Origin of the sequence: Dysosmobacter sp. Marseille-Q4140 (assembly GCA_018228705.1) — a bacterium.
Lineage (GTDB): Bacteria > Bacillota > Clostridia > Oscillospirales > Oscillospiraceae > Oscillibacter.
The window spans coordinates 767,140-787,679 of the sequence record CP073694.1 but is presented as its reverse complement, the minus strand read 5'-3'; the positions used below and the strand labels follow the sequence as shown (position 1 = coordinate 787,679).

The 20,540-nt window shown below is 54.1% G+C and carries 29 protein-coding genes and 1 pseudogene; all 30 read left to right on the top strand.

What is annotated here, in order from left to right; all coding sequences use genetic code 11:
- Positions 1–13 precede the first annotated feature (13 nt).
- The 30 genes and pseudogenes from KFE19_03830 (at position 14) to KFE19_03685 (ending at position 20,536) form a co-directional block, all read left to right on the top strand.
- Entirely contained in the window at positions 14–226 is a 213-nt protein-coding gene (locus KFE19_03830; protein ID QUO38650.1) for a hypothetical protein, read from the top strand.
- Complete coding sequence (locus tag KFE19_03825; GenBank protein QUO38649.1) at positions 223–618, top strand: hypothetical protein; 396 nt, start codon at positions 223–225, stop codon at positions 616–618. The genes KFE19_03830 and KFE19_03825 overlap by 4 nt, the downstream gene beginning before the upstream one ends.
- Complete coding sequence (locus KFE19_03820; GenBank protein ID QUO38648.1) at positions 609–1,196, top strand: hypothetical protein; 588 nt, start codon at positions 609–611, stop codon at positions 1,194–1,196. Before KFE19_03825 ends, KFE19_03820 begins: the two co-directional genes overlap by 10 nt.
- Before the next feature lie 12 nt (positions 1,197–1,208).
- A complete protein-coding gene (locus KFE19_03815; protein ID QUO38647.1) occupies positions 1,209–1,379 on the top strand; it encodes a hypothetical protein in 171 nt (56 codons plus the stop codon).
- A 92-nt stretch (positions 1,380–1,471) separates the two neighbouring features.
- A complete protein-coding gene (locus tag KFE19_03810; GenBank protein QUO38646.1) occupies positions 1,472–2,116 on the top strand; it encodes a hypothetical protein in 645 nt (214 codons plus the stop codon).
- A gap of 112 nt (positions 2,117–2,228) precedes the next feature.
- Positions 2,229–3,371, top strand: a complete 1,143-nt coding sequence (locus KFE19_03805) for a hypothetical protein (GenBank protein QUO38645.1) — start codon at positions 2,229–2,231, stop codon at positions 3,369–3,371.
- 26 nt (positions 3,372–3,397) lie between these two features.
- Positions 3,398–4,477, top strand: coding sequence for an ankyrin repeat domain-containing protein (locus tag KFE19_03800; GenBank protein ID QUO38644.1), 1,080 nt, complete (start codon positions 3,398–3,400; stop codon positions 4,475–4,477).
- Between the two features lie 4 nt (positions 4,478–4,481).
- Complete coding sequence (locus KFE19_03795; GenBank protein QUO38643.1) at positions 4,482–5,102, top strand: hypothetical protein; 621 nt, start codon at positions 4,482–4,484, stop codon at positions 5,100–5,102.
- A gap of 13 nt (positions 5,103–5,115) precedes the next feature.
- Entirely contained in the window at positions 5,116–5,706 is a 591-nt protein-coding gene (locus KFE19_03790) for a hypothetical protein (protein QUO38642.1), read from the top strand.
- 14 nt (positions 5,707–5,720) lie between these two features.
- On the top strand, positions 5,721–6,560 hold the full coding sequence (locus tag KFE19_03785) for a DUF2262 domain-containing protein (protein QUO38641.1): 840 nt from the start codon (positions 5,721–5,723) through the stop codon (positions 6,558–6,560).
- Between the two features lie 10 nt (positions 6,561–6,570).
- Positions 6,571–6,933 carry a hypothetical protein gene (locus KFE19_03780; protein QUO38640.1) on the top strand — a complete coding sequence of 121 codons (363 nt, stop codon included), beginning with the start codon at positions 6,571–6,573 and terminating at the stop codon, positions 6,931–6,933.
- Between the two features lie 12 nt (positions 6,934–6,945).
- Positions 6,946–7,449 carry a DUF2004 domain-containing protein gene (locus KFE19_03775; GenBank protein QUO38639.1) on the top strand — a complete coding sequence of 168 codons (504 nt, stop codon included), beginning with the start codon at positions 6,946–6,948 and terminating at the stop codon, positions 7,447–7,449.
- On the top strand, positions 7,439–7,876 hold the full coding sequence (locus KFE19_03770) for a hypothetical protein (GenBank protein ID QUO38638.1): 438 nt from the start codon (positions 7,439–7,441) through the stop codon (positions 7,874–7,876). The genes KFE19_03775 and KFE19_03770 overlap by 11 nt, the downstream gene beginning before the upstream one ends.
- A 32-nt stretch (positions 7,877–7,908) precedes the next feature.
- Positions 7,909–8,463 carry an SUKH-3 domain-containing protein gene (locus KFE19_03765; GenBank protein ID QUO38637.1) on the top strand — a complete coding sequence of 185 codons (555 nt, stop codon included), beginning with the start codon at positions 7,909–7,911 and terminating at the stop codon, positions 8,461–8,463.
- Entirely contained in the window at positions 8,460–9,464 is a 1,005-nt protein-coding gene (locus KFE19_03760) for a DKNYY domain-containing protein (GenBank protein QUO38636.1), read from the top strand. Before KFE19_03765 ends, KFE19_03760 begins: the two co-directional genes overlap by 4 nt.
- A gap of 16 nt (positions 9,465–9,480) precedes the next feature.
- Entirely contained in the window at positions 9,481–10,026 is a 546-nt protein-coding gene (locus KFE19_03755; GenBank protein QUO38635.1) for a hypothetical protein, read from the top strand.
- A 16-nt stretch (positions 10,027–10,042) separates the two neighbouring features.
- Entirely contained in the window at positions 10,043–10,369 is a 327-nt protein-coding gene (locus KFE19_03750; GenBank protein ID QUO38634.1) for a hypothetical protein, read from the top strand.
- A 341-nt stretch (positions 10,370–10,710) separates the two neighbouring features.
- Positions 10,711–11,493, top strand: a pseudogene (locus KFE19_03745) (DUF4241 domain-containing protein).
- A 14-nt stretch (positions 11,494–11,507) separates the two neighbouring features.
- Positions 11,508–12,467: a RhsIA family immunity protein gene (locus KFE19_03740; protein QUO38633.1), complete on the top strand. Its 960-nt coding sequence runs from the start codon at positions 11,508–11,510 to the stop codon at positions 12,465–12,467.
- An 8-nt stretch (positions 12,468–12,475) separates the two neighbouring features.
- Positions 12,476–12,730: a hypothetical protein gene (locus KFE19_03735; protein ID QUO38632.1), complete on the top strand. Its 255-nt coding sequence runs from the start codon at positions 12,476–12,478 to the stop codon at positions 12,728–12,730.
- Positions 12,727–14,208 carry a hypothetical protein gene (locus KFE19_03730; protein QUO38631.1) on the top strand — a complete coding sequence of 494 codons (1,482 nt, stop codon included), beginning with the start codon at positions 12,727–12,729 and terminating at the stop codon, positions 14,206–14,208. The genes KFE19_03735 and KFE19_03730 overlap by 4 nt, the downstream gene beginning before the upstream one ends.
- A gap of 12 nt (positions 14,209–14,220) precedes the next feature.
- Positions 14,221–14,820 carry a hypothetical protein gene (locus tag KFE19_03725; protein ID QUO38630.1) on the top strand — a complete coding sequence of 200 codons (600 nt, stop codon included), beginning with the start codon at positions 14,221–14,223 and terminating at the stop codon, positions 14,818–14,820.
- Between the two features lie 31 nt (positions 14,821–14,851).
- Positions 14,852–15,451, top strand: coding sequence for a hypothetical protein (locus KFE19_03720; protein QUO38629.1), 600 nt, complete (start codon positions 14,852–14,854; stop codon positions 15,449–15,451).
- Positions 15,452–15,461: 10 nt separating this feature from the next.
- Positions 15,462–16,331 (top strand): NADAR family protein, encoded by an 870-nt coding sequence (locus KFE19_03715; GenBank protein ID QUO38628.1) that lies wholly within the window; start codon positions 15,462–15,464, stop codon positions 16,329–16,331.
- Entirely contained in the window at positions 16,328–16,777 is a 450-nt protein-coding gene (locus tag KFE19_03710; GenBank protein ID QUO39514.1) for a C_GCAxxG_C_C family protein, read from the top strand. The genes KFE19_03715 and KFE19_03710 overlap by 4 nt, the downstream gene beginning before the upstream one ends.
- 23 nt (positions 16,778–16,800) lie before the next feature.
- Positions 16,801–17,517 carry a hypothetical protein gene (locus tag KFE19_03705; protein QUO38627.1) on the top strand — a complete coding sequence of 239 codons (717 nt, stop codon included), beginning with the start codon at positions 16,801–16,803 and terminating at the stop codon, positions 17,515–17,517.
- Positions 17,518–17,532: 15 nt separating this feature from the next.
- Positions 17,533–18,483, top strand: a complete 951-nt coding sequence (locus KFE19_03700; GenBank protein ID QUO38626.1) for a hypothetical protein — start codon at positions 17,533–17,535, stop codon at positions 18,481–18,483.
- Positions 18,480–19,175, top strand: a complete 696-nt coding sequence (locus tag KFE19_03695; protein ID QUO38625.1) for a hypothetical protein — start codon at positions 18,480–18,482, stop codon at positions 19,173–19,175. The genes KFE19_03700 and KFE19_03695 overlap by 4 nt, the downstream gene beginning before the upstream one ends.
- 9 nt (positions 19,176–19,184) lie before the next feature.
- Positions 19,185–19,850 (top strand): hypothetical protein, encoded by a 666-nt coding sequence (locus KFE19_03690; GenBank protein ID QUO38624.1) that lies wholly within the window; start codon positions 19,185–19,187, stop codon positions 19,848–19,850.
- The gene (locus KFE19_03685; protein ID QUO38623.1) at positions 19,847–20,536 is read left to right on the top strand and encodes a hypothetical protein; all 690 of its coding nucleotides are present in this window, start codon (positions 19,847–19,849) and stop codon (positions 20,534–20,536) included. The genes KFE19_03690 and KFE19_03685 overlap by 4 nt, the downstream gene beginning before the upstream one ends.
- Positions 20,537–20,540: the final 4 nt, after the last annotated feature.

The window sequence follows — 20,540 nt, the reverse complement described above, 5'->3', positions numbered from 1 at the left end:
GAGGAGGTGCCCCATGACCCAAGAAGAACAGATCCGCCTCTATCGGCTGATGGAAAAGCTCAACTGTTTTTTCCACCAAGAGATGCACTACCTGGATCGGGAGACGGCAGAAAAGATTGCGCGGGAGTGTTACCCGGAGATTCCGGATTTTACATACGACATTTTATGGAACGACCTGCCCAAAGAGGTCCAGGAGCAGCTCATGGACGAGGAGGAATCCCTGTGAGTACACTGATTTGTTCTTTTGATGGCCTGCACGACAACAGAGTCCTGCGCTACTGCGCTGACTTTGAAGCCCACACACTGCACATGGATACCCAGTCCGAGACCGGAGAGAAAGTATCCGTTCGCTTCACCGGCCTGCTGGCCCACTGGTTTGAAAATGTGATTCAGGACAACATCCTCTTCGGCATGGACGAGATCACCGTGGACAGGTTTTTCCAGCAGTACAAAGACCTGCTGGGCGGGACCATCTCTTACGGCTTTCCCGCCTGCTGCAGCATCGAGGAACTGCGGAAGCGCATGGAACGGGAGCACATCCGGGTATTTGTCATCGACTCTTCCCTTGGGCTGTGCGGATTTGTACTGGCTCAGGAGGTGGAACTGCAATGTCCATAACTGCCTATAAAGTGGAAGCCGTCGGTCATGACCGAACCGGCAAGGACTTCGGTTATGTGAATATCATGTACCGATACGGCAACGAGAAGTCCTGTCCCCGGCCAGATCAATGTGAAAAGATGGAGGTCATGTGGGCGGACGAGAGCGTCTATGGGCCGCCTGCTCCTGGCAGCAAGGTGGGCGACTTTATACAGACATGGCTGATGGGCTCCTGGGACTGCGGAGTATTTACCCACCGGGAGATTGCCCAGCGGCTCATGGATACCTTCACCGGTCTGAAGATCAAGGAACTGGCGTGGTTTGAGAACCCCAGAGAAAAGACTCTGAAAAATGGTAAACCGCGTGCGCGCCGGGCCAAGTGGCTGCCGGACCGGGAGGTGGATCTGGTCTACCTCTATTCCGACCGCTATCTTGACGCCAGAAATCCCTCTCCCGCCGAAACCGACTTCTTCACCGTCACAAGGATGGATGCCTGGGGCGTGAGCACCTGGTTCATGTGTACCACAGAAGCCGCCGAGAAGCTGATTGCCATGAATTACGACAATCTGGCCGTCAAGGAGACCACCATTGTGGGATAGGAAATCACTGCTATGAAAAAGTTATTGCTGGTACTTTCTATTCTCTTAACAATCCTGACCTTTGCTGGTGCGTTCTATGTATTCCTATCAAACGGAACAGCAAATGCAGGTTATGCAGCAGTACCGATGTTGTTTGCGATTGTGTGCATTGGCGGATACAGAGCATACAAAAATAAAGAGTAATTGATAATATAGATGATGAGGTTAGAACAACTGCCCTCCAAGGGCGTAAAGCGAGAAAAAGCCATTCTGGAGCTGGACGAGGTGAAAATAGCATGACACGGCAGGAGCAGAAGGCAGTCAAGGAATTAAGCGCGATGATTTCCAAAAACCTAAAAGTAGTTGCCGGAGAGCATGGCTTCAAAGTGGTTTCAGACTGCGCCTATAAGGTCCTGGGTGATTTCTTATATGAAGTGTTTCTATCTGCGCCCCCTGTCCGGCGTGGTACTGCCATAAGAGCAGTCGTTTCCACAAAGCCATGCGTCATTGACAATGTCTTTTGGGATGTATATGAAATGGGTGAGGTAGCCCGGAAGAAACCATTTAGTTTCCATATCACAGCGGCACATTCCCCTTCCGCTCATATCATCCAGGAAATGGAACTACCTGTCCCCACGGTGGACGCAGCAACCTTGGTCATGAATGAGGCGTTTTGTCGGTTTAACAAGTCCATTCAAGACCATAATAGCCGCTGCAGTACAGTCTCCGACTTCAAAGCGGAGATTCTCCATGATACTGCGCCGGCCGCACGATTGAATGTCGTACTGTGTGAAATCGCAGAAGGGAATTTCCGCCAGGCAATGCTCCTTGCAGAAAAGGAGCTGGAAAACGAACCTTATGGCCTATTTAATACAGTAACCGATGGCGGGATAAAGAGCATATACGATTATGTGAAAGAGTTTTGCCAGAAAAAGCAGTAAGTATATGCGGTCGTTTATTCGGCCGAGCCGGAAACTGCCAGGAAGCGGATTGCCATGGGTTACGACAATCTGGCCGTCAAGGAAACCACCATTGTGGGATAGGAGAAAATGAATGATGACTTTGGAACAACTGCCTCCCAAGGGCGTAAAGCGAGAACAGGCCATTTTGGAGCTGGGCAAGGATGAAGCAAACGGCGAACTGCTGTTCCAGCTTGTGAATACAGAAAAGGGCAAATGCAAAACGGCTGCTCAGAAGGCTTTGGCGCAGCTGGAGTATGCCCCTGCTGCCCCACTGTGGGCCAAACTGGTCAAGGGCAAATGGATGGGCAGCAATATCATGTCGGATGCCTGTTCCGACTGTGTATCGGAGCAGATTGCCCCAGTTATTCTGAAGACCCTCTCCCAGCTGCTGGACGAGGGGGACACAAAGCCGCTGGATATCGAACAACTGAACTTCTGTTTCCATTTGATGTTGGGGAAAGCCTCGCCTAAAATGCTGGAGGTCTACCGCTTCCTGGCGGAAAACACCCAGCGGATCGCCCAGCTGAAACGCACACCTGTTTATTCTGATGATGATTGTACCTCCTGGTGGATTACGGACGGGCTTCGCATTTGGGATGCCACACCAAAGGAAAAAGAGAAAATTCCCGCTGTGGTGCTGACCGCCTCCCTGATCCGCAACCCGGATGAGCGACTGCAAGCATTGGCTGATGAACTGAATGAACACTATGGCGGCAGCTGGCTGATGCCGGTCTTTATGAAGGCGATCATCACCCAGCCCAAGGAGCAGGTGTACGAGACCTATTCACCCCTTCTGGATACGCCGCAAAAAGGCTATTTGTTCCATGCGCTGGGAATGCTCCATTACCGCTGTTATCCGGAAGACTGGACCTATGAACGCCTGGGCCCGGATGGAATGATCGCTCTGATTTTCTGGGGGGATTATAGCTATGGAACCTATGACACAAGGTTTATGATTGAACGCTATGTGGATCTGGATGAGCGGTGGCTCTTTGATTTGGCCAAGGACCCGGAGGGCCGCAAACCTACGGTGACATGGCAGACCTACAACCGGGGCGGTGTGCTATATGGAAGCTACGACGAAATGTTCATCAGCCTGCTGCCCCTCAAGGTGGAGAACCCGGAACTGAAGCGCGTTCTGTGGGACTATTTCCGCATCCGTAGCCAGAAAAAGAAGGTGGCTAAGAGCATCACTGTTTACAAAGACGCTGCTGAGCGGTTCGGGGATGAATGAGTACAAGTCGAGAAAGCAGGTGCCTTATGTACCAAATTGCATATATTGGCCGCTGGGAGACCCTCCCGGAAACGGCTGCCGCCATCTGTGACCATGACACTCCCAAGCTGGAGGCGCTGCTCCAGGGCGGTCTGGATTTAGATGTTCCCATCCAGCTCAGCGAATACATCAAGCTGATGCCATTGGAGATCGCGGTTTTTCGGAATGATGTGCCCATGATCCACTTCCTGCTGGAGCATGGAGCTGATCCCGGTCTGGCAGAGGAACAGCCCCTGCTGCTCACCGCCGCCCGCTGTTGTGGGCCAGAGGTGGTGGCACTCTTTGCTGGACAGGCCGCAAAACTCAGCCCGAAGCAGAAAGAGCGGGCCTTCCAGGAAGTGCGCTGGGGCAAACGCCCGGAGAATATCCCCGTGCTGGAGAAAGCCGGGATCTCCGTATCCAAGTTTGGCGGCGAGGCATTCCGGGCGGCTGTGTCCGATGGACAGGCCGAGCTTGCCAAACTGCTGCTGGAAAAAGGGGCGGATATCAATTACCACAAACCGGACATGGTGTTCCCTTATGCCTCCACCCCCGTTACCGAGGCCGCCCGCTCTAACAATTTTCCCATGGTGCGCTGGCTGGTGGAGCAGGGAGCCGACATCACCATTGCTGACAAATACGGCGACCGGCCTTACACCGTGGTGGTGCAGAACAAGAATCAGGAGCTGGCCCACTACCTGAAGGCCTTGGAACCGGAGGAATGGCACAACGAGCAGGAAAAGATCCGGCAGCTCATGCCCTACAAACTGCCCGCCAAGCTGGTGGAATACTTGAAGACCGGCCCCCTGCGGCTGGAGTTCCCGGATCAGAAATGGGTGAAGTGGGCGGAGCTCTACTCCTTCATGGATGTGCAGGAGATGACCTGGAAACGGAAGAAGCTGCTCTCCCTGATGGTGCAGATGGACAACTACAGCGACTATCTGCTGCTGTGGAGCCCCAGGGACAAAAAGCTGTGGTATCTGGACATAGAGCATGAGGAATTCCACCCTCTGGCCAAATGGGATGACTTCATCGCAGATCCCGGACGGTATCTGAACGGGATGATCGAGGGTGAGTTTGAGGAGTAAAGCCATGACATCAATAGACTTTCTGAACAAGGTACATAAAAACCTGGACTCGCAGGAATACAGCCTCTCTTATTCTCCGGCCAAGTCCAAGAATTATATGCTGTACTGCAATGGCAACTTTATCGGAGGCCTGTTCGATGAGGAACTGTGCTTCGTCTACGCCGACAGCGTGAGTGAGCTGTTGGGACAGCCGGAACCCGTCTATCGCGGATACTCCAGCACCGCCCAGCACAGGATGCTGGTGATCCCGGAGGAACACTGGGCAAAGGCGCTGAAACTGCTCTATGCCGAGAAATTTGACTGGAGCCGTTTGGTGTACGACATCACCTACACCAGCATTGGCGCGGCTGTGGTGGAGGACTTTTACGACGAGAATGTGGTGTTTCTGCGCTTCTGCTTTGAAAAGGAGCTGCTGAAAAAGAACCCTCTGGACCGGCATGGCCGTATCCTGCAGATGGTCTATCTCAATCAGGATCTGACAGAAGCGGGCAAATATCTGTTCCCCAGACTGATGCAGAAGTTTCTCGTTTTTACAGATCGCAAAGGAAAAACCAGTCTTGAAACCATGCTGAAACGGTGGTACACCGCGCTGGAGAAGGAATACCGCAGCCAGACGGCGGGATAAGGAGGGCGGCAACATGACAGAAGAAAACAGAACCTACATCACCCATCTCAAAGTCACGGATGTCCCGTGGCACCGGCTCACCACCGCCTATGGCCGGGGGACGGAGTTTCCCGCCCACCTGGCTGTGCTGGAGCAGATGCGTGATTTGGCGTCCGTCAAAGAGTCTCTCTATGAGCTTACCACCAACATGGAGCACCAGAGTACCCTGTGGCACGCTACCCCCTTTGGCATGGTGTTCCTGTGCCGAATTCTGGAGAAGGCCCTCGCAGACAGCGGGCAGAACCCCGCAGCCCATTTCCTGGCCGGGGAGCTGCTGGACTTCTTCTCCTGCATCCTCCAGTGCTTCCACGACGGGGATGAGATGGAGCACGCCGAGGCGCTGCCGCTGTTCTCCAATCTGCTGAAGGAAGAATATCTGTGGTCGGAGGAATACGACGAGGAAGAAGATGAGATGCGCTACGAGGAGAACGAGGTTTTCCCCGATGACCTGTTCTACAGCTTCTATTACTACTCCTGGCAAGCAGTGAAAGCCTACCAGGATGTATTGGAGCAAGTCCCGGCAGAGTTTGCCAAGCCCGCTGCCGAGGTGCTGGAACTGCTGTAAAGGAGGCTGCACATATGTTTGAAGAATTCTATGAGATGTACGAGCCCGAGGAGCAGGAAGTGGTCGCTCTGATCAATCGCTGCATTGGGGGCGGATATAACTGGAAAGGCAACTTTTGGGAAATGACCGTTGTGACGCTGGGTATCGTGTTCTGTGACACTGGCAAGGTCAGCACCAAAGAGGAGCGACTGGATTGGCCGGTCATCGAGGAGGAACGCAATAGCGACAAGGGCTGGGGACGCTTTGGCAAGGAGCAGATCTGTCGCCTGAAGATCCGCCGGATGAAAGAAGAACGGGCAAAAGATCTGGTGGTGCGCCCCTGGTGTATCTCCGAGATAGTCAATGCCCATGAGGACTGCCCGGAACTTCAGGCCGTTCTGGACGAGTACCACAAGCCGGTGGTGATCCAGGACCAGGTGCTGGGAGAACTGACGCTGGACAAGGACTATGATACCTTCGAGGGCGAAATCCAGTGGTGCGGAAAGGATGTGAGCCTTTCTCTGGAGGTCAATGCTGAGAGCAAGCCATCCTGGACCCGTGCCCGCAGTGCCGCCAAGAAGCTGCTGGCCGACTGTGAAACCTGGGACAAAGCCATGCGGGAGCTTGCAGCAAAGAACCTGACCGAACTGGCTAACAACTGGCTTTCCCAGGATGAGGAAAACCCCCGCGATCCGGAAACAGACCCCATCACAGAGGAAGAACTTACCCGGCGGATCAGCCTGACGAGCCTGTCCGTCACCTCCGGCGGCAGCTTCACCGCCTGGTTTGACTGCGACGAGATGTTCACTGACCATGCGGTGACGGTCTACGGCTCCTTGAAAAAGGGCCTCAAAACTGCCAATATTGAGGGGTAAGGAGACGCCTATGAAACTGCATGAGTACTGGCTTGGGCTGCATCCCCTTGATTGGGAATTTTGCTTTATGCCAGTGCAAACCTATAAAAACTTCATCACAGAGCAGTATCATAAAAACCCCGCTTTTTACAATATATCAGCGGGTTCTATTGAGAAGGTATTGGCACACATTGATGCCATTTTATCTGCGGCCATGGAGGATTGGAATAAAACCACGAACCATGCTGCCTTGCGTTGCCCCCCAATGATCTTTCCTCTCCCAAAGGGACAGGAGAGCAATATAGCGGAATTTGCTGTCATTCTCAAAATGGATAATGATGGAGATACAGTAGTCTATTCGCCAATCCCATTACCCCATCTGGAATACCAATGAGGAGGCATCCCTATGAAGCTGAACTGTAAACGCATTGATTTTACATATACCCCCGGCGAAGAAATCTTCAACTTTCCCAAGGAATCGGGACTACCCTTTATCTTCGATGTAGAGGAAGAACTGACCGGCGATCCTGCTGCCATGGATACGGTGGGAAAAATGCTGGATGAGGCGGAGAAATTGGCGGAGAAGGCCAAAGCCGCCATCAAAGCAGCGCTGGCGGACGAGGACAGCCGCTACCATAGCGTTGTGACATTTTTCATGGAGTTCCACCGGGACGATGTAGGCCCGGATATTGCGGCGGAACTTTTTCCGGGAACCGACCCATCCAAGCTGTCCTTTGCCGAGATGGTGGACTTTTTGAAGCTCAAGCGGTTCGGCAGTCTGGTGGATGACGAGATGGATCAACAAGTTTTCATTATGGATCTGTCCTTCAACCCGGAGATCACCGACGAGCTGATGGTAATCTACTTTGACTTGAACAAGGAGATTTTTTGTATCACCCATGAGAGCTGAGGAAAGAGAGTTACCTATGGGAAAAGCGGCTGCTGTTAATACCTGCTTAGGTGTTTTGAAGGGACGGGACTGCCTCTATCTGGACCAGGTGAAACAGGATGCTCTGAACAATCTGACCTTTACGGGAGACATCAATGGCCATCTGGTTTCCCAGCACAGGGACGAAAAAGACTGGTTTCCCTACACACTCACCTTCCGGCAGGTGCTGGCCTATTTTGCCTGTGAATTGGACACCTATGAAAGTCTGGCTGGGACGGAGTATCTGGATGGCAGCTCCTTCGATTTGATCGAGGACAGCACCTGGCTGAAGTCTCTGCCGGTGCGGGAGGACTTTGACAAAGGCATCTATCGGCACTACCGGCTGTTTACATACGATGATGTTTACAACATCATTGCTGTTTCCTATGAGTTTATGGCAGAGTTGTAATTGTCTGAAACCTGGTAATGGAGGTAACCACCATGATCAAAGAACGCATCCCCATTTCCGGCGATCTTAAAAGCAAGGTCAAGCAGCTGATGGAGTACGCCGGATGGCAGGAAGGGCGAAAAGTGGACATCTCCATTGCGGAGAAGTATTACGCCGATCATGGCGTCCCAATGATGAAGACCACCCAGCGGTTTTACCGCAAGTATTTCGGCCTGTGCTGTGAGTGGTATCTGGAGCAGAAAAAACTGAACTGGGCGGCTGACTTCCAATTCGCTTTGTTCCCTTACCTGGTCAACGGGATCAAAAACCATTTGGAAGAAGCCTATTTTCGTGATATGTCCGGCTGTGAGCTGGCGGAAATCGAACAGGCTGCCGGTGAAAAATGCCAGCCTATCGGTCATATCGGCTACTACTACCCGGCGGAGGTTTGGATCTCCGAGTACGGGAAACTGTATGCGAAATATGAGTACCAGGATGAGATTGAGTGCTTTCCAGATGTGTTTGCCCTGATTGAGCGGGATCTGCGGCAGTGCAGATTTGATTCCGCTGCCATGAAAACAGTTGAGGCACTGGACGGAAAACTATGAAACATGACTTTACTATTTGGCGCAATCAAATATTGCAGAATCCGCGGGACATTTCACCGCTGAAATTCGGAATGTCGCAGGATGAGGTCATAGAAATCTTCGGGAATCCCGATGCTGTTTCCACCATGAGAAGTGACGGGAAACCTTTGATCCTCAAATATCATGACATTGAACTGCATTTCGATAGAAAGGCCCCTCATGGGCTCTACTTAGTTTATAGCGACAACGAAATCGAACTGAGCATAACAGATCATCACGAAGAACTGCTGCAGCCGATCACAAACATAGAGCCGGTGGACAACGAATTTTTCCTTCGGGATGGAGCCGTTTATTTCTCTGGCCTATATGAAAACGGCTTGTTGAAGGGTGTTTCGCCCAAAGACTTCTGCTGTTGGCATTACTGGGGCAAATCCTCTACGGCCTGCTTTCTCGGTGGGATTCGCCTGCGTGGAGCAGACCCGGCATCGTTTCGGGTGTTAAACTATGCTTACGCAATGGATAAAACAGCCGTCTACACTACCAGCGGGAGAATCCCAGATGTAGAGCTGGCAGCCTTCCAGGTGTTGGACAATGGCCAGAACGATTCGGGCGCGCCCCAGGGATATGCAAAAGACGGTCATCAGGTCTACTTCCATAATGGGGACGGCAAGATGAAGATCATCAAGGGCGCGGAAGTTTCCTCTTTCCGCTCGTTGGGCGATACCTATTTTGCCAGGGATGAGAAACGAATCTATGCTTACGGTAAGCAGCTTCCCAAGGCGGATCTGCCCTCATGGGAATTGCTCGGTCACTGGTATTCCCATGATGCCAGGCGGGTGTACTACCTCAACCGGGAGATTAAGGGGGCGGATCGGGACAGTTTTACGGTATGCACCCCGCCAGACGCACCACCGCTTGCCGATCATCTGGCCCGTGACAAAAACCATTTTTACCAAAACGATGAGATGATTGAAGAACCGCTGTGGCTGGAAAGGCTGCATGAGTTAAAGCCAGAACAGTAGACGGAGGAATACGGCTATGGATTATTTGAAAGCACTGCGTGATGACCCTGATCTAGCAGAGGAGTTTGATTCCCTTTTTGACTTCTTCCTGCTGGATGAGTTGTCTCCGAGGGATGAGGCGGACGGCCGAGCAACCTTCACACTGCCCGGCATGGCTTTTGCCAGAGATGGCTCCGGCGGAGAATACCACCTGTTGGAAGATGGCTCCATCGGCTATTACAGCAGCGAAGGTGAGGCAGGCCGTCTGGCTGAGAGCATGGATGACCTTTTTTCACTGATTGTGAGCTGCATCTGCTGGCACGACTGCTGTGACGCAAAGGAGTATGCGGACTCCAAAACACTGGAGGAATACGGACAGAGGCAGCGCAACATCAACTTGGAAGATATGGATATGGACAGCTGGCGGCGGGTAGCTGATGCTCTCGGCATCCCTACCAATGAGCCGCTGGCACCGGTTCTGGAGCGATTCCGCAAAGCAACACAGCGCCAGCCTCTGTATCAGTGTATTTTCCATGAGGATGATGGCAGCCTGACCGAATCATACGGCCTGATGTTTGAATGAGAAAGGAGCAATCCCTATGAAAGCATTTGACCCCAATTACAAACTGCTGGACGAGATGTATCAGGACGATTACTATCCTGCCTTTCTGGTGGACAAGGTAAAGGACGAGCTTCAGAAGGTCATCGACCTGCTGGAGAGCGGCGAAACCGACACCGAAGCGGTGCAGGAGACGCTGGACGAGGCGGTCTGCGGCATCAATGATCTCCAGGAGGAGTTTGACGAGAACGACAGCGAGATCGAAACGGTGGCACGGGAATGCATTGCGGAAAATGTGGCCTACATTCTGGCGTGGTTTGGCATCCCCATTGATACCGAGGAGGCCATCCGGGAAAGGGACTGGTGACGACGATGTCCATTGAAAATATGTTTGGCGACCTGGGTAAGATCGACATTCTGGCGGAAAAACCCGAAACAAAGGAAGTTTTGATGGTCCTCGTCTGCAACGGTTTCATTGACGGCTCCCCGGAAACGCAGAAGGCCCTGCTCGACAAGATGGAGGGCTATCTGAACCACACCCAGAGTGAGGAGTTTCAAAAGGAATATGGGGACTGGTCCGTGATTTTGCGTGTGACCCTTGGCCAGAAGCCGGATGAGCGCATCCTGGCCCTGCTCAGCAAGTGCCCTGCGTGGGCGGCGGACTACGGTGTAAAACTGGAAATTGAAATTGGAGGAAAACAGGTCCGCATTGTAGAGAGCTGACTTATCCTCAAACCAAATCAACAGGAGGAAACTACCATGCCGACTGCCGAATGGCTGAACAAATACGAATCCATCAAGGAAAAACTCTCCTGCAAAGCTGACTTAGACGCTCATTTCACAGAGAAAGTGATTGGGAATAGGGAAGTGGCTGTGCTGGACATTGGTGCCGTCCATTTCCCCACCGGGACGATTTTCGCCTGCGATCCGCTGGTGGAGCTGGAGGACACGCCGCCCTTTATACAGACCATTCCTGCCGGGACTTATCCGGTAAAGATCTGCGTGGTGCCCAGTGAGAAATACGGCGACCGCTACGCCTGCGTCAAGGTGGAGATCAGCCGGGAAAGGCCTGTCCGCTATGAGCTGGGCATGACCGGCAAAGAGGATCTGGACGAGGAACTGGGCGAGGACGATTATTTTGGCTTTGGCGTAGACGCCGGGATGGGCTGCGTTGCGGACATCCAGACCCAGGCGGCCTTCAAGACATACTGGGCCAAGCGGCTGGAGGAAGACCCGGACATCGACCCCTACAACGACCTGTTCTGCGATCTTCTGGAGGAAAACGCCAAAGCCCACCCCAAATATCAGGGAGACTGCGGCGACTGGCTCAACTGGACGGTGCCTGACACGGACTGCAATCTGCCCATCTTTGCCTCTGGCTGGGGGGACGGCTACTATCCGGTCTACTTCGGCTATGACGCAAAAGGTGAAATCTGCGCCGTGTATGTGCGCTTCATCAACATTGAAGCCAGCTACAAGGAGCAGGCGTAAGGAGGGAAACAGCGATGGCATGGCCAAAACGGGCGCGGACAGTGAACTGGGAGAGCGGTGTCCTGACCTTAGACGGAGAAAAGCAATTTGAAGTCCCGGAGCTAACCGCAGAGATCATGGAGCAGCTGGCCGCTTACACCCTGGTGGGCTTTCATGTGAAAGGCTATCCGGTGACCGATGAACTGCTTGCCCCCTTTGCCGGGCATAAAAGCATGGCCAACTTCGGGGTGGAGGACGGTGCGCTCACCGACGCCTGTTTCCCTGTTTTTTCCGCTATGCCCAAGCTGCGCTATCTGCTGCTGGACGGCAATGCCGCCATCCGCGGCAGCGGTCTGTCCGCCCTGCAAGGCTGCAAGCTGGACCTTCTGACCCTCAACCGCACCGGGCTGGATGATGCCGGTCTGCTCCAGGCGGCCTCCATCCCCAAACTCTCCCACATCCAGATCGACCATACCGCCGTTACCTATGAGGGCCTGCTGGCCATCGCCGGCAACAGCCGCATCGAGCCGGTGGCCCATGTGCAATTCACCAAGGAGCAGATGGAACACTTCTCCCAGCTCCAGCGGGAAAAGGCCAAAAAGCCCGTCCAGCTGGATGAACAGGCTGCGGCGGAATGCCGCAGGGTGTTGTCCGCTTTCTTTGCGGAAATGACAGAATGGGAGCAGTACATGGAGCAGGCCGGGTTTGAAGATGCCGAGGCTGTGCCCCGCCTGCTGGCGATCTGGGAGAAGTATGTGAGCGAAAAGCCCCGTTCGGGCTATCGGCCTCTGGGCCTCTCATACAGTGCCCAGGGCACCTACAACGGGGAAGAATTCCTTGACGCGGAGCAGATCACTAAGAACAAGCTCTACATCTACACCAGAGAGAAAAACACGGGCTTTGACCGTCGTTTCCTCATGAAGCGTGTGGGCGAGGGCTGGATGATCGACGGGATTCAGGAGCGGCTGGACGGCTGGCAGCGAACAGGATTGTGAGGCATTACATGGCTTGGGAATATGAAACCGTTGGCCCAGACGGTCAATGCAAATTGTTCGGTGTGAATATTTTTGACTACGACTGGCAAACCACCGGAAAGCGAGTAAAAGTCCAAGACCCGATCTATCACCAAGACCATACCTTCGAGGTCTGGCAGGTAGAGATTGACGGGCAGATCCACCGCTTTGCTGCTGGAGAGTTCTCCAACTGCGTATGGGGATTCTATCTGGAAAGAACGGATGAGAGGAGCGTGGCGCCATGAAAGTCAGCGCCGGAGAGGTCTATACGGTCTACAACCAATACCTGAAACGCTACACCGCCTGTCAGGTGGCCTATATTGCGCCGCCGGACACGGTGAGTGAGCAGCCCTGGGCGGTGGTCCTCTCTCTGGACTGGGCGGGTGACGCCCCTCTGACCGCGGAGGAACTGCCCCATCTCCGCCCGCTCTACAAGGACTTCATGTACTGGCCCCGTGACCTTCATCTGCTGCGGGTGCCGGTGGAGGTCCCGCCCCAGTATAAGCTGGTGGGCACACTTCAGCCCTTCACCGACCAGCCCTGCCGCTCCTACGGCGGCTGGAGTGACGGCTATGATGTGTACCTCCAGATCCGGTGGCAGGCCATCCCGGAGGAACGGCGGCGGGCCTTCAAGGAGGCCATAGAAAGCGACGGGCAAACGGAGATCGGCGGTATCCCGCTGAAGGTCAACAGTCATCGGGTGATGGATCAGTACGCGCCATTCAATTCGGCGCTGGAACTAAAGGCGCTGCCCTGCCTCTCCGACCTTACCTGCGAGCGGTGGCACCCAGATCTGCTGGAGTATTTGCGGGAAACCCCTTTCGTTGATGAAGTGACTTTGCTGAACCACGGTCAGAGGACGCTTGATCTGCGGGGCACCAGCATCAGAAAGCTGATGCTGGACATGACCGGGCTGGAGGAGCTGTGGTTGTGTGAGGGAACGGAGCAGCTCCTATTCCAGAACAAGGGGCCGGACGCCTGTGCAATCCATGCCCCCGAAGATGGCAGCGGTTTGACCCTCCAATTTATCGGGGAATACCGCCCACACACGGAACTGCCGAACCTACGGGGGCTGCATGGCATCGAGCTGAAGGACTTTGATTTGACCGGACTGGCTGCTGTCCATCCCCACCTGAAGGAACTGCGGCTCTGGGGCGCGCCGGGAAACCTGGGGAACTTCTCCGCCGTGGGAGGGTTCCGGGAACTGACGAACCTCTCCACCTTCGACCTGTTCGGCTTCGGCGCAGCTGACATCCCCACCCCGGAGCAGATGCCGGAGCTTCGCTGGTTCTGGATGACCAGCCTGCCGGAGACGGCGGCAAAAGCGGCAAAGCAGCTCTGGAAAAGCAAGCCGGGAATGGATCTGCGGATCACTAAGGCCCGGAAACCGGAGTGGCTGGCGCAAAACCTGGACAATCCCTTCCGGGGCTGGGACGGTGCGGAGCATATCCCTGCTTCTGCTGCGAAAAAGGCAGCCAATCAATATCGAAAGACTCGTTCCCAGCTGATGAAGCTGGCCGCTGAGCCAGGTGAGGACGCCCAGCCCCAGGCACTGGATGCGGTGGCAGCCTATACCCAGACCTTCAACAAGATGGGCTTTATCGAAACCGAGGAGCGGGATGAAATCTATATGGCCCTGCGGGGTATCCTGGATGCCCTGCCAGGCGATGCGCTCCAGAAAGATGCCCTAATTGAACACTTTGATCATGTGCGAGATTTTTGAAAGGGGCATCACATGAGTTACACGAAATTCAGCAAGGCAGTGACCAAGTGGCTGAAAGCCAATGGCCTGCCCTGCTATGGAACAGCCTATGATAGCCCCGAAGAAACAAAAGCCCGGCTGGACGCATGGATGTGCGGGAGCAAAGAGATACTGCGCCAGTGGATCACAGATAAGCGTTACTGTGAACTGATCTCCTGCGCCCACGGAGGCTGGTATCAGGATGATGTAATTTTTGAGCCCTTGGCTGAACATTTTGTGGCGAACCACCTGTTTGATGAACTGCGGTTTCTCTGCGAACGCGGCATCCGTTTTTCTGCGGAAGATATGCTGGCCACCATTAAATCTGAGAAAGAGGAGCATGGGGCGCTTGATATAGAAACAATTCGGTCTATCGATGTTCCAAGCTATGTGTCAGGCCGCAGTTATTCCCATTTGGGGGAAATCGCAAAATACAGGAAACGGGCGCTGGATCAGATTATCCGCTATACAGGCTATCTGGAGCAAATCCATGCGCCTGCGGAGTATTTGGAACAGGTAAATGTCCTGCAAGAGAGCGTTTCGGATCTGACAATCAAAACAAAAGATTTGAGACCATTTCGATTTCGGCTGTGAAAGTAATTACCTGAAAGGAGTGTGTGGGCGCATGAGCCGAATCGTTGATGAACCCTATTTCACCCACAGTGCCTACAGCGCCTTCACCACCGGCATCCAGGTAAAATGCCCCAAGTGCCATGGCGCGGGTGTGGTGACAGCGGATGAGGATGACGCCTATTTCCGCTGCTTGAGCTGCGGCCACCGGATGACGCAGGATCGGACGGTCTACCGCTATGATGTCCATAACCAATGCAGGAACTGCGGCAGGTACTATCGGGTGGATATTGAAGATGAGGCAAAGCAGCGCTTTCCCGTCCTCCATGTGGCCTGTCCCTATTGCGGGGCAACCATGCCGGGCGCGGTACACAAAACGGCGGAGGCTTTCTCCTATGGCGCGGAGATTCAGGGCGGCAAGGACCCCTGGTTCGGCCTGGAACTGTGGTTTTTGACCTCATTCCAGGGTAAACCAGTCTGGGCCCTAAACCGGGAACACCTTGCCTATCTGATCGACTATCTCAGCGCCGACCTGCGGGAAAAGCCATCGGGTAGCCAGAAAAAGACTCAGGCCGACCATCTCCCCACCTTCATGAAAACCGCAAAGAACCGGGAGCGGATCGTGAAGCTGCTGAAGAAGCTGCAAGAGAAATGAGGAAAACAATATGGCACTACAAGATAAGAAAATCATGCCTCCCCCTTGGCTGGCCCACCGGGAGATCGAGCGATACTCCATTGGCTGGCGCATGGGCTATGGGGAGGATTACATAGACCGATTTGGCGATTGGCTGGACACCCTCTCCCCGGAGGAGCGGACGGAATACCGCACTCTCTTTCCCGAGCCGGTGACCTGGAGGGGCTGGTGGGATGACGAGGACAGCAGCGAGGTACTGGAGCATGGTGACTTTTGGGTGGATGCGTGGCAGCCGGAAGGCCAGCCAAAGTACACCCGCCAGTGGCTCCAGCAGGAGTTTGCCGCCGGGCGGAAGCGGGAGCTGTGCCTGTTCTGGGGCCATCAGCTATCCGAGGACGGCCAGCTGACAAAAAGCTGCCTCAGCCAGTGGTGGATGGAGGACTTCTATACGACGGCTGACTCCTACCTCTGCATGGAGCAGTATATGATGGCTGCCAAGGCCGAGCTGTTCGGCGACAAAGAGATCCGGGACCAGATTTTGAAATGCAGCGACCAAAAGCAGATCAAGGCTCTGGGCCGCAAGGTGCGGGGCTTTGAGCAGAAGGTATGGGACAAGTTCAAGTACGCCATTGTGCTGCTTGGCAACTGGCACAAATTCAGCCAGAACCGCGAACTGCGGGAGTTTCTCCTTTCCACCGGGGACAGCGTGCTGGTGGAGGCCAGCCCCTATGATGCCATCTGGGGAATCCGCCTTGCGGCCAGCTCCCCGGAGGCCCAGGACCCGATGAAGTGGCGGGGACAAAACCTGCTGGGCTTTGCGCTGATGGAGGTGCGGGACGAGCTGCGCAGAGTGACACAGAATGAAATGCTTTGCGATTGGAGTATGGTATGGCAACAATGAAACTCTATGAACTGGTCAACCACTACCACATCGGCACGGAACTGACCTGCGCCGAGGCGATGTTCATGGCCTGCAATGAATATTACCATCTGAATTTGTCCGAGGAGACCCGGAAGATGTTCTCTGTCATGGGCCTTGGGATGCAGACCGAGCAGTCTTGCTGCGGCGCCTTCACCGTGGCGGTGGGGATCATTGGGCTGATGACCGCAAAAGAGGGCCAGACAGATGTGAACAACATGGAAGGCTACCAGATGATTGCTGAATTGACGGAGTTTATGCTGGGCTTCTATGGAACGCTCCACTGTGTCGAGCTGCAAAGGCTGGAGATCGTGGGCTACGAAAACCCCTGCCACGCCATTGTGGAGGCGCTGGCCAAAAAGCTGGAGGAACTGCTGGCGGGCCGAAGGATCTTCCGCCCGGTAAACGGAGGACAACTGGGCTGCTGATGTGCCGGGAAGCGAGGGATTACATGAAAGACTTTTCCCAATACGGAAACAGACCGGACGACCAGTGGGAGATGCTGCCCTGGATACCCGATCCGCGTCCGCCCTTCAAAATCTGGGTGAAGCCGGAGCAGATCGCGCCATTCTTTCTCATTCCCCACCACCCCTATGCAATCTCCCTTCTGCTGAAAATCAGCGACGGATTCCGGGTAGAAGAATTCTGCCGGCTGGGGCTGACCGGCAGCAGCGGAGACTGGGAACGGCTGGTCCGGGGTGTGATCCGGGAGTTCGAGGAAGGCAACAGCGGCGAGGATCTGTTTCACTTCGACTCCGACGAGGATGTGTTCTGTGTCTACTCCCAATACATCGACGATTTGATGATGCTGGCCAAAATGATCCGAGTAGCCTGTGCCGATGAAAAAGCGATGCGGACTTATCTTGGCAAGATCGAGTACATCAAGCTCTTTTGGGAGGGCGCACCGGAGGGTGAACCATCGGTCATCCTCTATGAAGTGGATACCGAAAATGAGCGGCTGGCCCTCCGCTCCATCGACATCTTTGCAGATTGCCGCACCCGTAACATCCCTGACCTTTACGACGGCGCCATCGAGATCACGCCGATCCCCACCGTGGTGGAGTTGAACGCCCATGTCTGGGGCGAGGAGTTCCATGCCTGTGTAATAGAGAAAGCAGAATTTGAGTCCATCTGGGAAACTCACACCTATGATGGAGCGATAAAGTGACCAGGAGGAGTCCCAATGAACAAATCCTTAAAAGCAAAAAATCTGCCGTTGTTCTCCATCATTGACCTGGACCAGCTGCGCCGGGAAAACCATCTGGAGGGCACAGAAGTGACAGACTTTTTCACGGCAAGGGATGGAAAAGTCTATCTTCTCATGGAACAGCCGTCCGAAACACAGGGTAAGGACTGGCTCAGCACTCCTTCCACCTATACCGCAGTGGAGATCCAGCTGGATTGGGCGGAACAGCGGGTGCTGGAAACGACGCTGTTTCCTCTTGGCCTCTTGAAGTTCCAGTTCCATTATTTGCGGCCCGCAGGTGACCACTTCCTCCTGCTGGGGGCAAGATGCGCCTATCGGGAAAGCGGCCCCGACCAGAACGCCTGGATCGTCAGCCGGGACGGAGCTGTGCTGTCCCGTTTCTGCCTGGGGGATGGCATTCAAGACTGTGTGGTAAAAAAAGATGGCACCATCATTACCAGCTACTTTGACGAAGGTGTATTTGGTAATTACGGTTGGGATGAACCTCTGGGCGCTTGCGGCCTGATTGCATGGACATCGGGGGGAACTCCTCTCTGGAAGAATGAGAAGTATTCCATCTATGACTGCTATGCCATCAGCCTGGACGAAGAAGAAAACCTGTGGTTCTATTATTACGATGAATTCCAGCTGGTGCGGACGAACTTCAAAGAGGATCTTGTGTTTGAACTGCCAATCGAAGGAAGCGGAGCTTTTTCTGTTGCCCCGTCCGGCAATGCCTTCCTGTTTCAAGGCGGATACCAGCAACGGGACAAATTCTACTTCCTTACCGCTCATGGTGATCACCTTGGGCAAAAACAGGAGGCTATTCCCACCTGTGACGGAAACAAGGTCGCTGTGGAGCAGTGCAGCCTGCTTCGCAGCCAGATGCTGTTCCTCGGAAAAAACGGTGTTCTCTATGGCGGGGTACTTGGTAAAAGCGAGGAATGACAATGGTTGAGATCAATCGTGTCTGGCTCAATGTGGATACAGACACCAACAAAATCACACTATTCGGCCGCCCCCGTGTATCCATCCGTGTGGATGAGTACATTTGGAGTTTGATCGAAGAACATATCGTGAAGCCCCATAAGCTCATGCGCAGCGAAAAGCATAGGTATCTGCTGAAAATTGCCTTTGGCCGATTTGATCCGGTGCGGCACCGATATTATCCGCTTTCCCCGTACAACGGGCAGCTTCGGGAAGGCGTCAAGCCGGACAGCGCAAACGGATGGTATCCCCGTGAGGACTTTGCAGACGCTGCGGAACGCGCCACCTGGTTCTCTCCCGATAAAATCTGGACAAACTGCGGCAACAAGGTTCTGGATGTGAATGTTGATGCCGCCAATGTGAGCGAGAGCATCACCCCCAGAGAATACGCAGACTTGCTGTTCGATGGGATTGGGGCAGCACTGGTGTTTAACTTCAAAAGGCTCAAGCGCGAGGAGCTTGATGGGCTGAAACCCAAGATCGACTGGAGCATGGTAGAGAGTTTTCCCTTTCCAGCACCCTTTGAGGAGCAACGGTACATTGGGGACGAGGGCAAAATTCATGTGTATTCCTGGGATGGCCGGCAGGAAACGAACCTTGTAGGCCCTTATTCTGTGCGGGATTTATATCTGGACCATTTCGGAAAATTGTGAGGTGAGCACATGGCAAAGGGCATTCGTGAACGCCTACTGGAGCAGGCAATAAAGTTCCATCAATGGCAGGAAGCCACTTATCCCGGCAAAACCAGCGAGGAACTCGGCGGTGAGTGGGAAGTCGATTATCCATACTGGAATGATACTTACAGTGCCTTTTGCCATGTGTTGACCCAAATGGATGCAGAAACGGCAGACAGCGTCCTACTGGATGAGATGGTCTATCTGATCGCCAGGGACAACGAAGCGGAGGGGTTTATACAGGAGACCACTTCCCATCGCCAATGGTTCGAGTGCCTCTGCCGCAGGGCCGCAGCCTCCAATGAGAGTGAGGCCAAGTGGCAGTTTGCCGCTTATCTGCCAGAATGTCCGTGCAGCCAGGAAGTCAAAGACAAGATCCTGGACTTCGCAAAGGACCCCAATGAATATGTGAGCCGGCGGGCGCTTTTAGCGATGCCCGCTCTGCGTCCTGACTGTGTGGAACAGTTCGCTCCGCTGTTCTGGGAGCGGAACTGTTATTCCCTCGAATTACAGGAATACCAGCGGATCGCGGTTCTGGTCTCGCTGGATGCCATCCATTCCGGCCTGCTTCCACAATACTTGGAGCAGGCCAAGCAGGATGGCCGGCGCTATCTGCTGGGACACGCAGAAAGGATCGAAGGAGGACTACTGTGAACGAAAATTTATTCCGCACCCAATTCGATCAACTGGAAACCACCGAGAAACAGGCGCTGATGGAAAGCCTGGCTGCTCGTTATGATATGACTTTTCTTGGTCTACATACCTTTGACCGCTGGGGCCAGAACTGTACCACCGGCATATTTGAGAAAGATGGCCGGGAGTTTGCCTGGAGCGACCTTGACAGCCTTACTATGCACCAGTCAGCCCGCATTGAGCGGACGGAAAAGGGCTTTCAGATCTGTATCTATAACCGCACTGATTACGATGAACTTCTTGCCGGGCTGGAAAAGCAGGGACTCTCGCTGCCTACGGCGGACGAGTGGGCCTATCTGTGCGGCGGCAGGTGCCGCACCCTGTTCCCCTGGGGAGATGGAATGGACTACTCCATGCACCTGCACCACTTCGAAAGCCCGGAGGATGAGGACAAGCCCTTCGATATGGAGGAGCCCAACTTCTTCGGCCTGTCCATTGCCTATGACCCATATATGCGGGAGGTTGTGAAGGCCGAGCAGTTTACCACCTGCGGCGGTGATGGCGGGCGCAGCATCTGCGGCGGACTTGGAATTTTCCTCGGTTTCTTGCCCTGTTCGCCCCACTGCAAGCCGGAAGTGCAGGAGGACAAGGAACTGAACGGCGACTATGACTTCTACCGGCCCATTATCCGAGTGGAGTCAATTTGAGAAT

What these genes read in the sequence shown, in the direction of transcription:
- KFE19_03830 (QUO38650.1), top strand. Translation starts at nt 14, where the DNA reads ATGACCCAAGAAGAACAGATCCGCCTCTATCGGCTGATGGAAAAGCTC.
- KFE19_03820 (QUO38648.1), top strand. Translation starts at nt 609, where the DNA reads ATGTCCATAACTGCCTATAAAGTGGAAGCCGTCGGTCATGACCGAACC.
- KFE19_03815 (QUO38647.1), top strand. Translation starts at nt 1,209, where the DNA reads ATGAAAAAGTTATTGCTGGTACTTTCTATTCTCTTAACAATCCTGACC.
- KFE19_03810 (QUO38646.1), top strand. Translation starts at nt 1,472, where the DNA reads ATGACACGGCAGGAGCAGAAGGCAGTCAAGGAATTAAGCGCGATGATT.
- KFE19_03805 (QUO38645.1), top strand. Translation starts at nt 2,229, where the DNA reads ATGATGACTTTGGAACAACTGCCTCCCAAGGGCGTAAAGCGAGAACAG.
- KFE19_03800 (QUO38644.1), top strand. Translation starts at nt 3,398, where the DNA reads ATGTACCAAATTGCATATATTGGCCGCTGGGAGACCCTCCCGGAAACG.
- KFE19_03795 (QUO38643.1), top strand. Translation starts at nt 4,482, where the DNA reads ATGACATCAATAGACTTTCTGAACAAGGTACATAAAAACCTGGACTCG.
- KFE19_03790 (QUO38642.1), top strand. Translation starts at nt 5,116, where the DNA reads ATGACAGAAGAAAACAGAACCTACATCACCCATCTCAAAGTCACGGAT.
- KFE19_03785 (QUO38641.1), top strand. Translation starts at nt 5,721, where the DNA reads ATGTTTGAAGAATTCTATGAGATGTACGAGCCCGAGGAGCAGGAAGTG.
- KFE19_03780 (QUO38640.1), top strand. Translation starts at nt 6,571, where the DNA reads ATGAAACTGCATGAGTACTGGCTTGGGCTGCATCCCCTTGATTGGGAA.
- KFE19_03775 (QUO38639.1), top strand. Translation starts at nt 6,946, where the DNA reads ATGAAGCTGAACTGTAAACGCATTGATTTTACATATACCCCCGGCGAA.
- KFE19_03770 (QUO38638.1), top strand. Translation starts at nt 7,439, where the DNA reads ATGAGAGCTGAGGAAAGAGAGTTACCTATGGGAAAAGCGGCTGCTGTT.
- KFE19_03765 (QUO38637.1), top strand. Translation starts at nt 7,909, where the DNA reads ATGATCAAAGAACGCATCCCCATTTCCGGCGATCTTAAAAGCAAGGTC.
- KFE19_03760 (QUO38636.1), top strand. Translation starts at nt 8,460, where the DNA reads ATGAAACATGACTTTACTATTTGGCGCAATCAAATATTGCAGAATCCG.
- KFE19_03755 (QUO38635.1), top strand. Translation starts at nt 9,481, where the DNA reads ATGGATTATTTGAAAGCACTGCGTGATGACCCTGATCTAGCAGAGGAG.
- KFE19_03750 (QUO38634.1), top strand. Translation starts at nt 10,043, where the DNA reads ATGAAAGCATTTGACCCCAATTACAAACTGCTGGACGAGATGTATCAG.
- KFE19_03740 (QUO38633.1), top strand. Translation starts at nt 11,508, where the DNA reads ATGGCATGGCCAAAACGGGCGCGGACAGTGAACTGGGAGAGCGGTGTC.
- KFE19_03735 (QUO38632.1), top strand. Translation starts at nt 12,476, where the DNA reads ATGGCTTGGGAATATGAAACCGTTGGCCCAGACGGTCAATGCAAATTG.
- KFE19_03730 (QUO38631.1), top strand. Translation starts at nt 12,727, where the DNA reads ATGAAAGTCAGCGCCGGAGAGGTCTATACGGTCTACAACCAATACCTG.
- KFE19_03725 (QUO38630.1), top strand. Translation starts at nt 14,221, where the DNA reads ATGAGTTACACGAAATTCAGCAAGGCAGTGACCAAGTGGCTGAAAGCC.
- KFE19_03720 (QUO38629.1), top strand. Translation starts at nt 14,852, where the DNA reads ATGAGCCGAATCGTTGATGAACCCTATTTCACCCACAGTGCCTACAGC.
- KFE19_03715 (QUO38628.1), top strand. Translation starts at nt 15,462, where the DNA reads ATGGCACTACAAGATAAGAAAATCATGCCTCCCCCTTGGCTGGCCCAC.
- KFE19_03710 (QUO39514.1), top strand. Translation starts at nt 16,328, where the DNA reads ATGAAACTCTATGAACTGGTCAACCACTACCACATCGGCACGGAACTG.
- KFE19_03705 (QUO38627.1), top strand. Translation starts at nt 16,801, where the DNA reads ATGAAAGACTTTTCCCAATACGGAAACAGACCGGACGACCAGTGGGAG.
- KFE19_03700 (QUO38626.1), top strand. Translation starts at nt 17,533, where the DNA reads ATGAACAAATCCTTAAAAGCAAAAAATCTGCCGTTGTTCTCCATCATT.
- KFE19_03695 (QUO38625.1), top strand. Translation starts at nt 18,480, where the DNA reads ATGACAATGGTTGAGATCAATCGTGTCTGGCTCAATGTGGATACAGAC.
- KFE19_03690 (QUO38624.1), top strand. Translation starts at nt 19,185, where the DNA reads ATGGCAAAGGGCATTCGTGAACGCCTACTGGAGCAGGCAATAAAGTTC.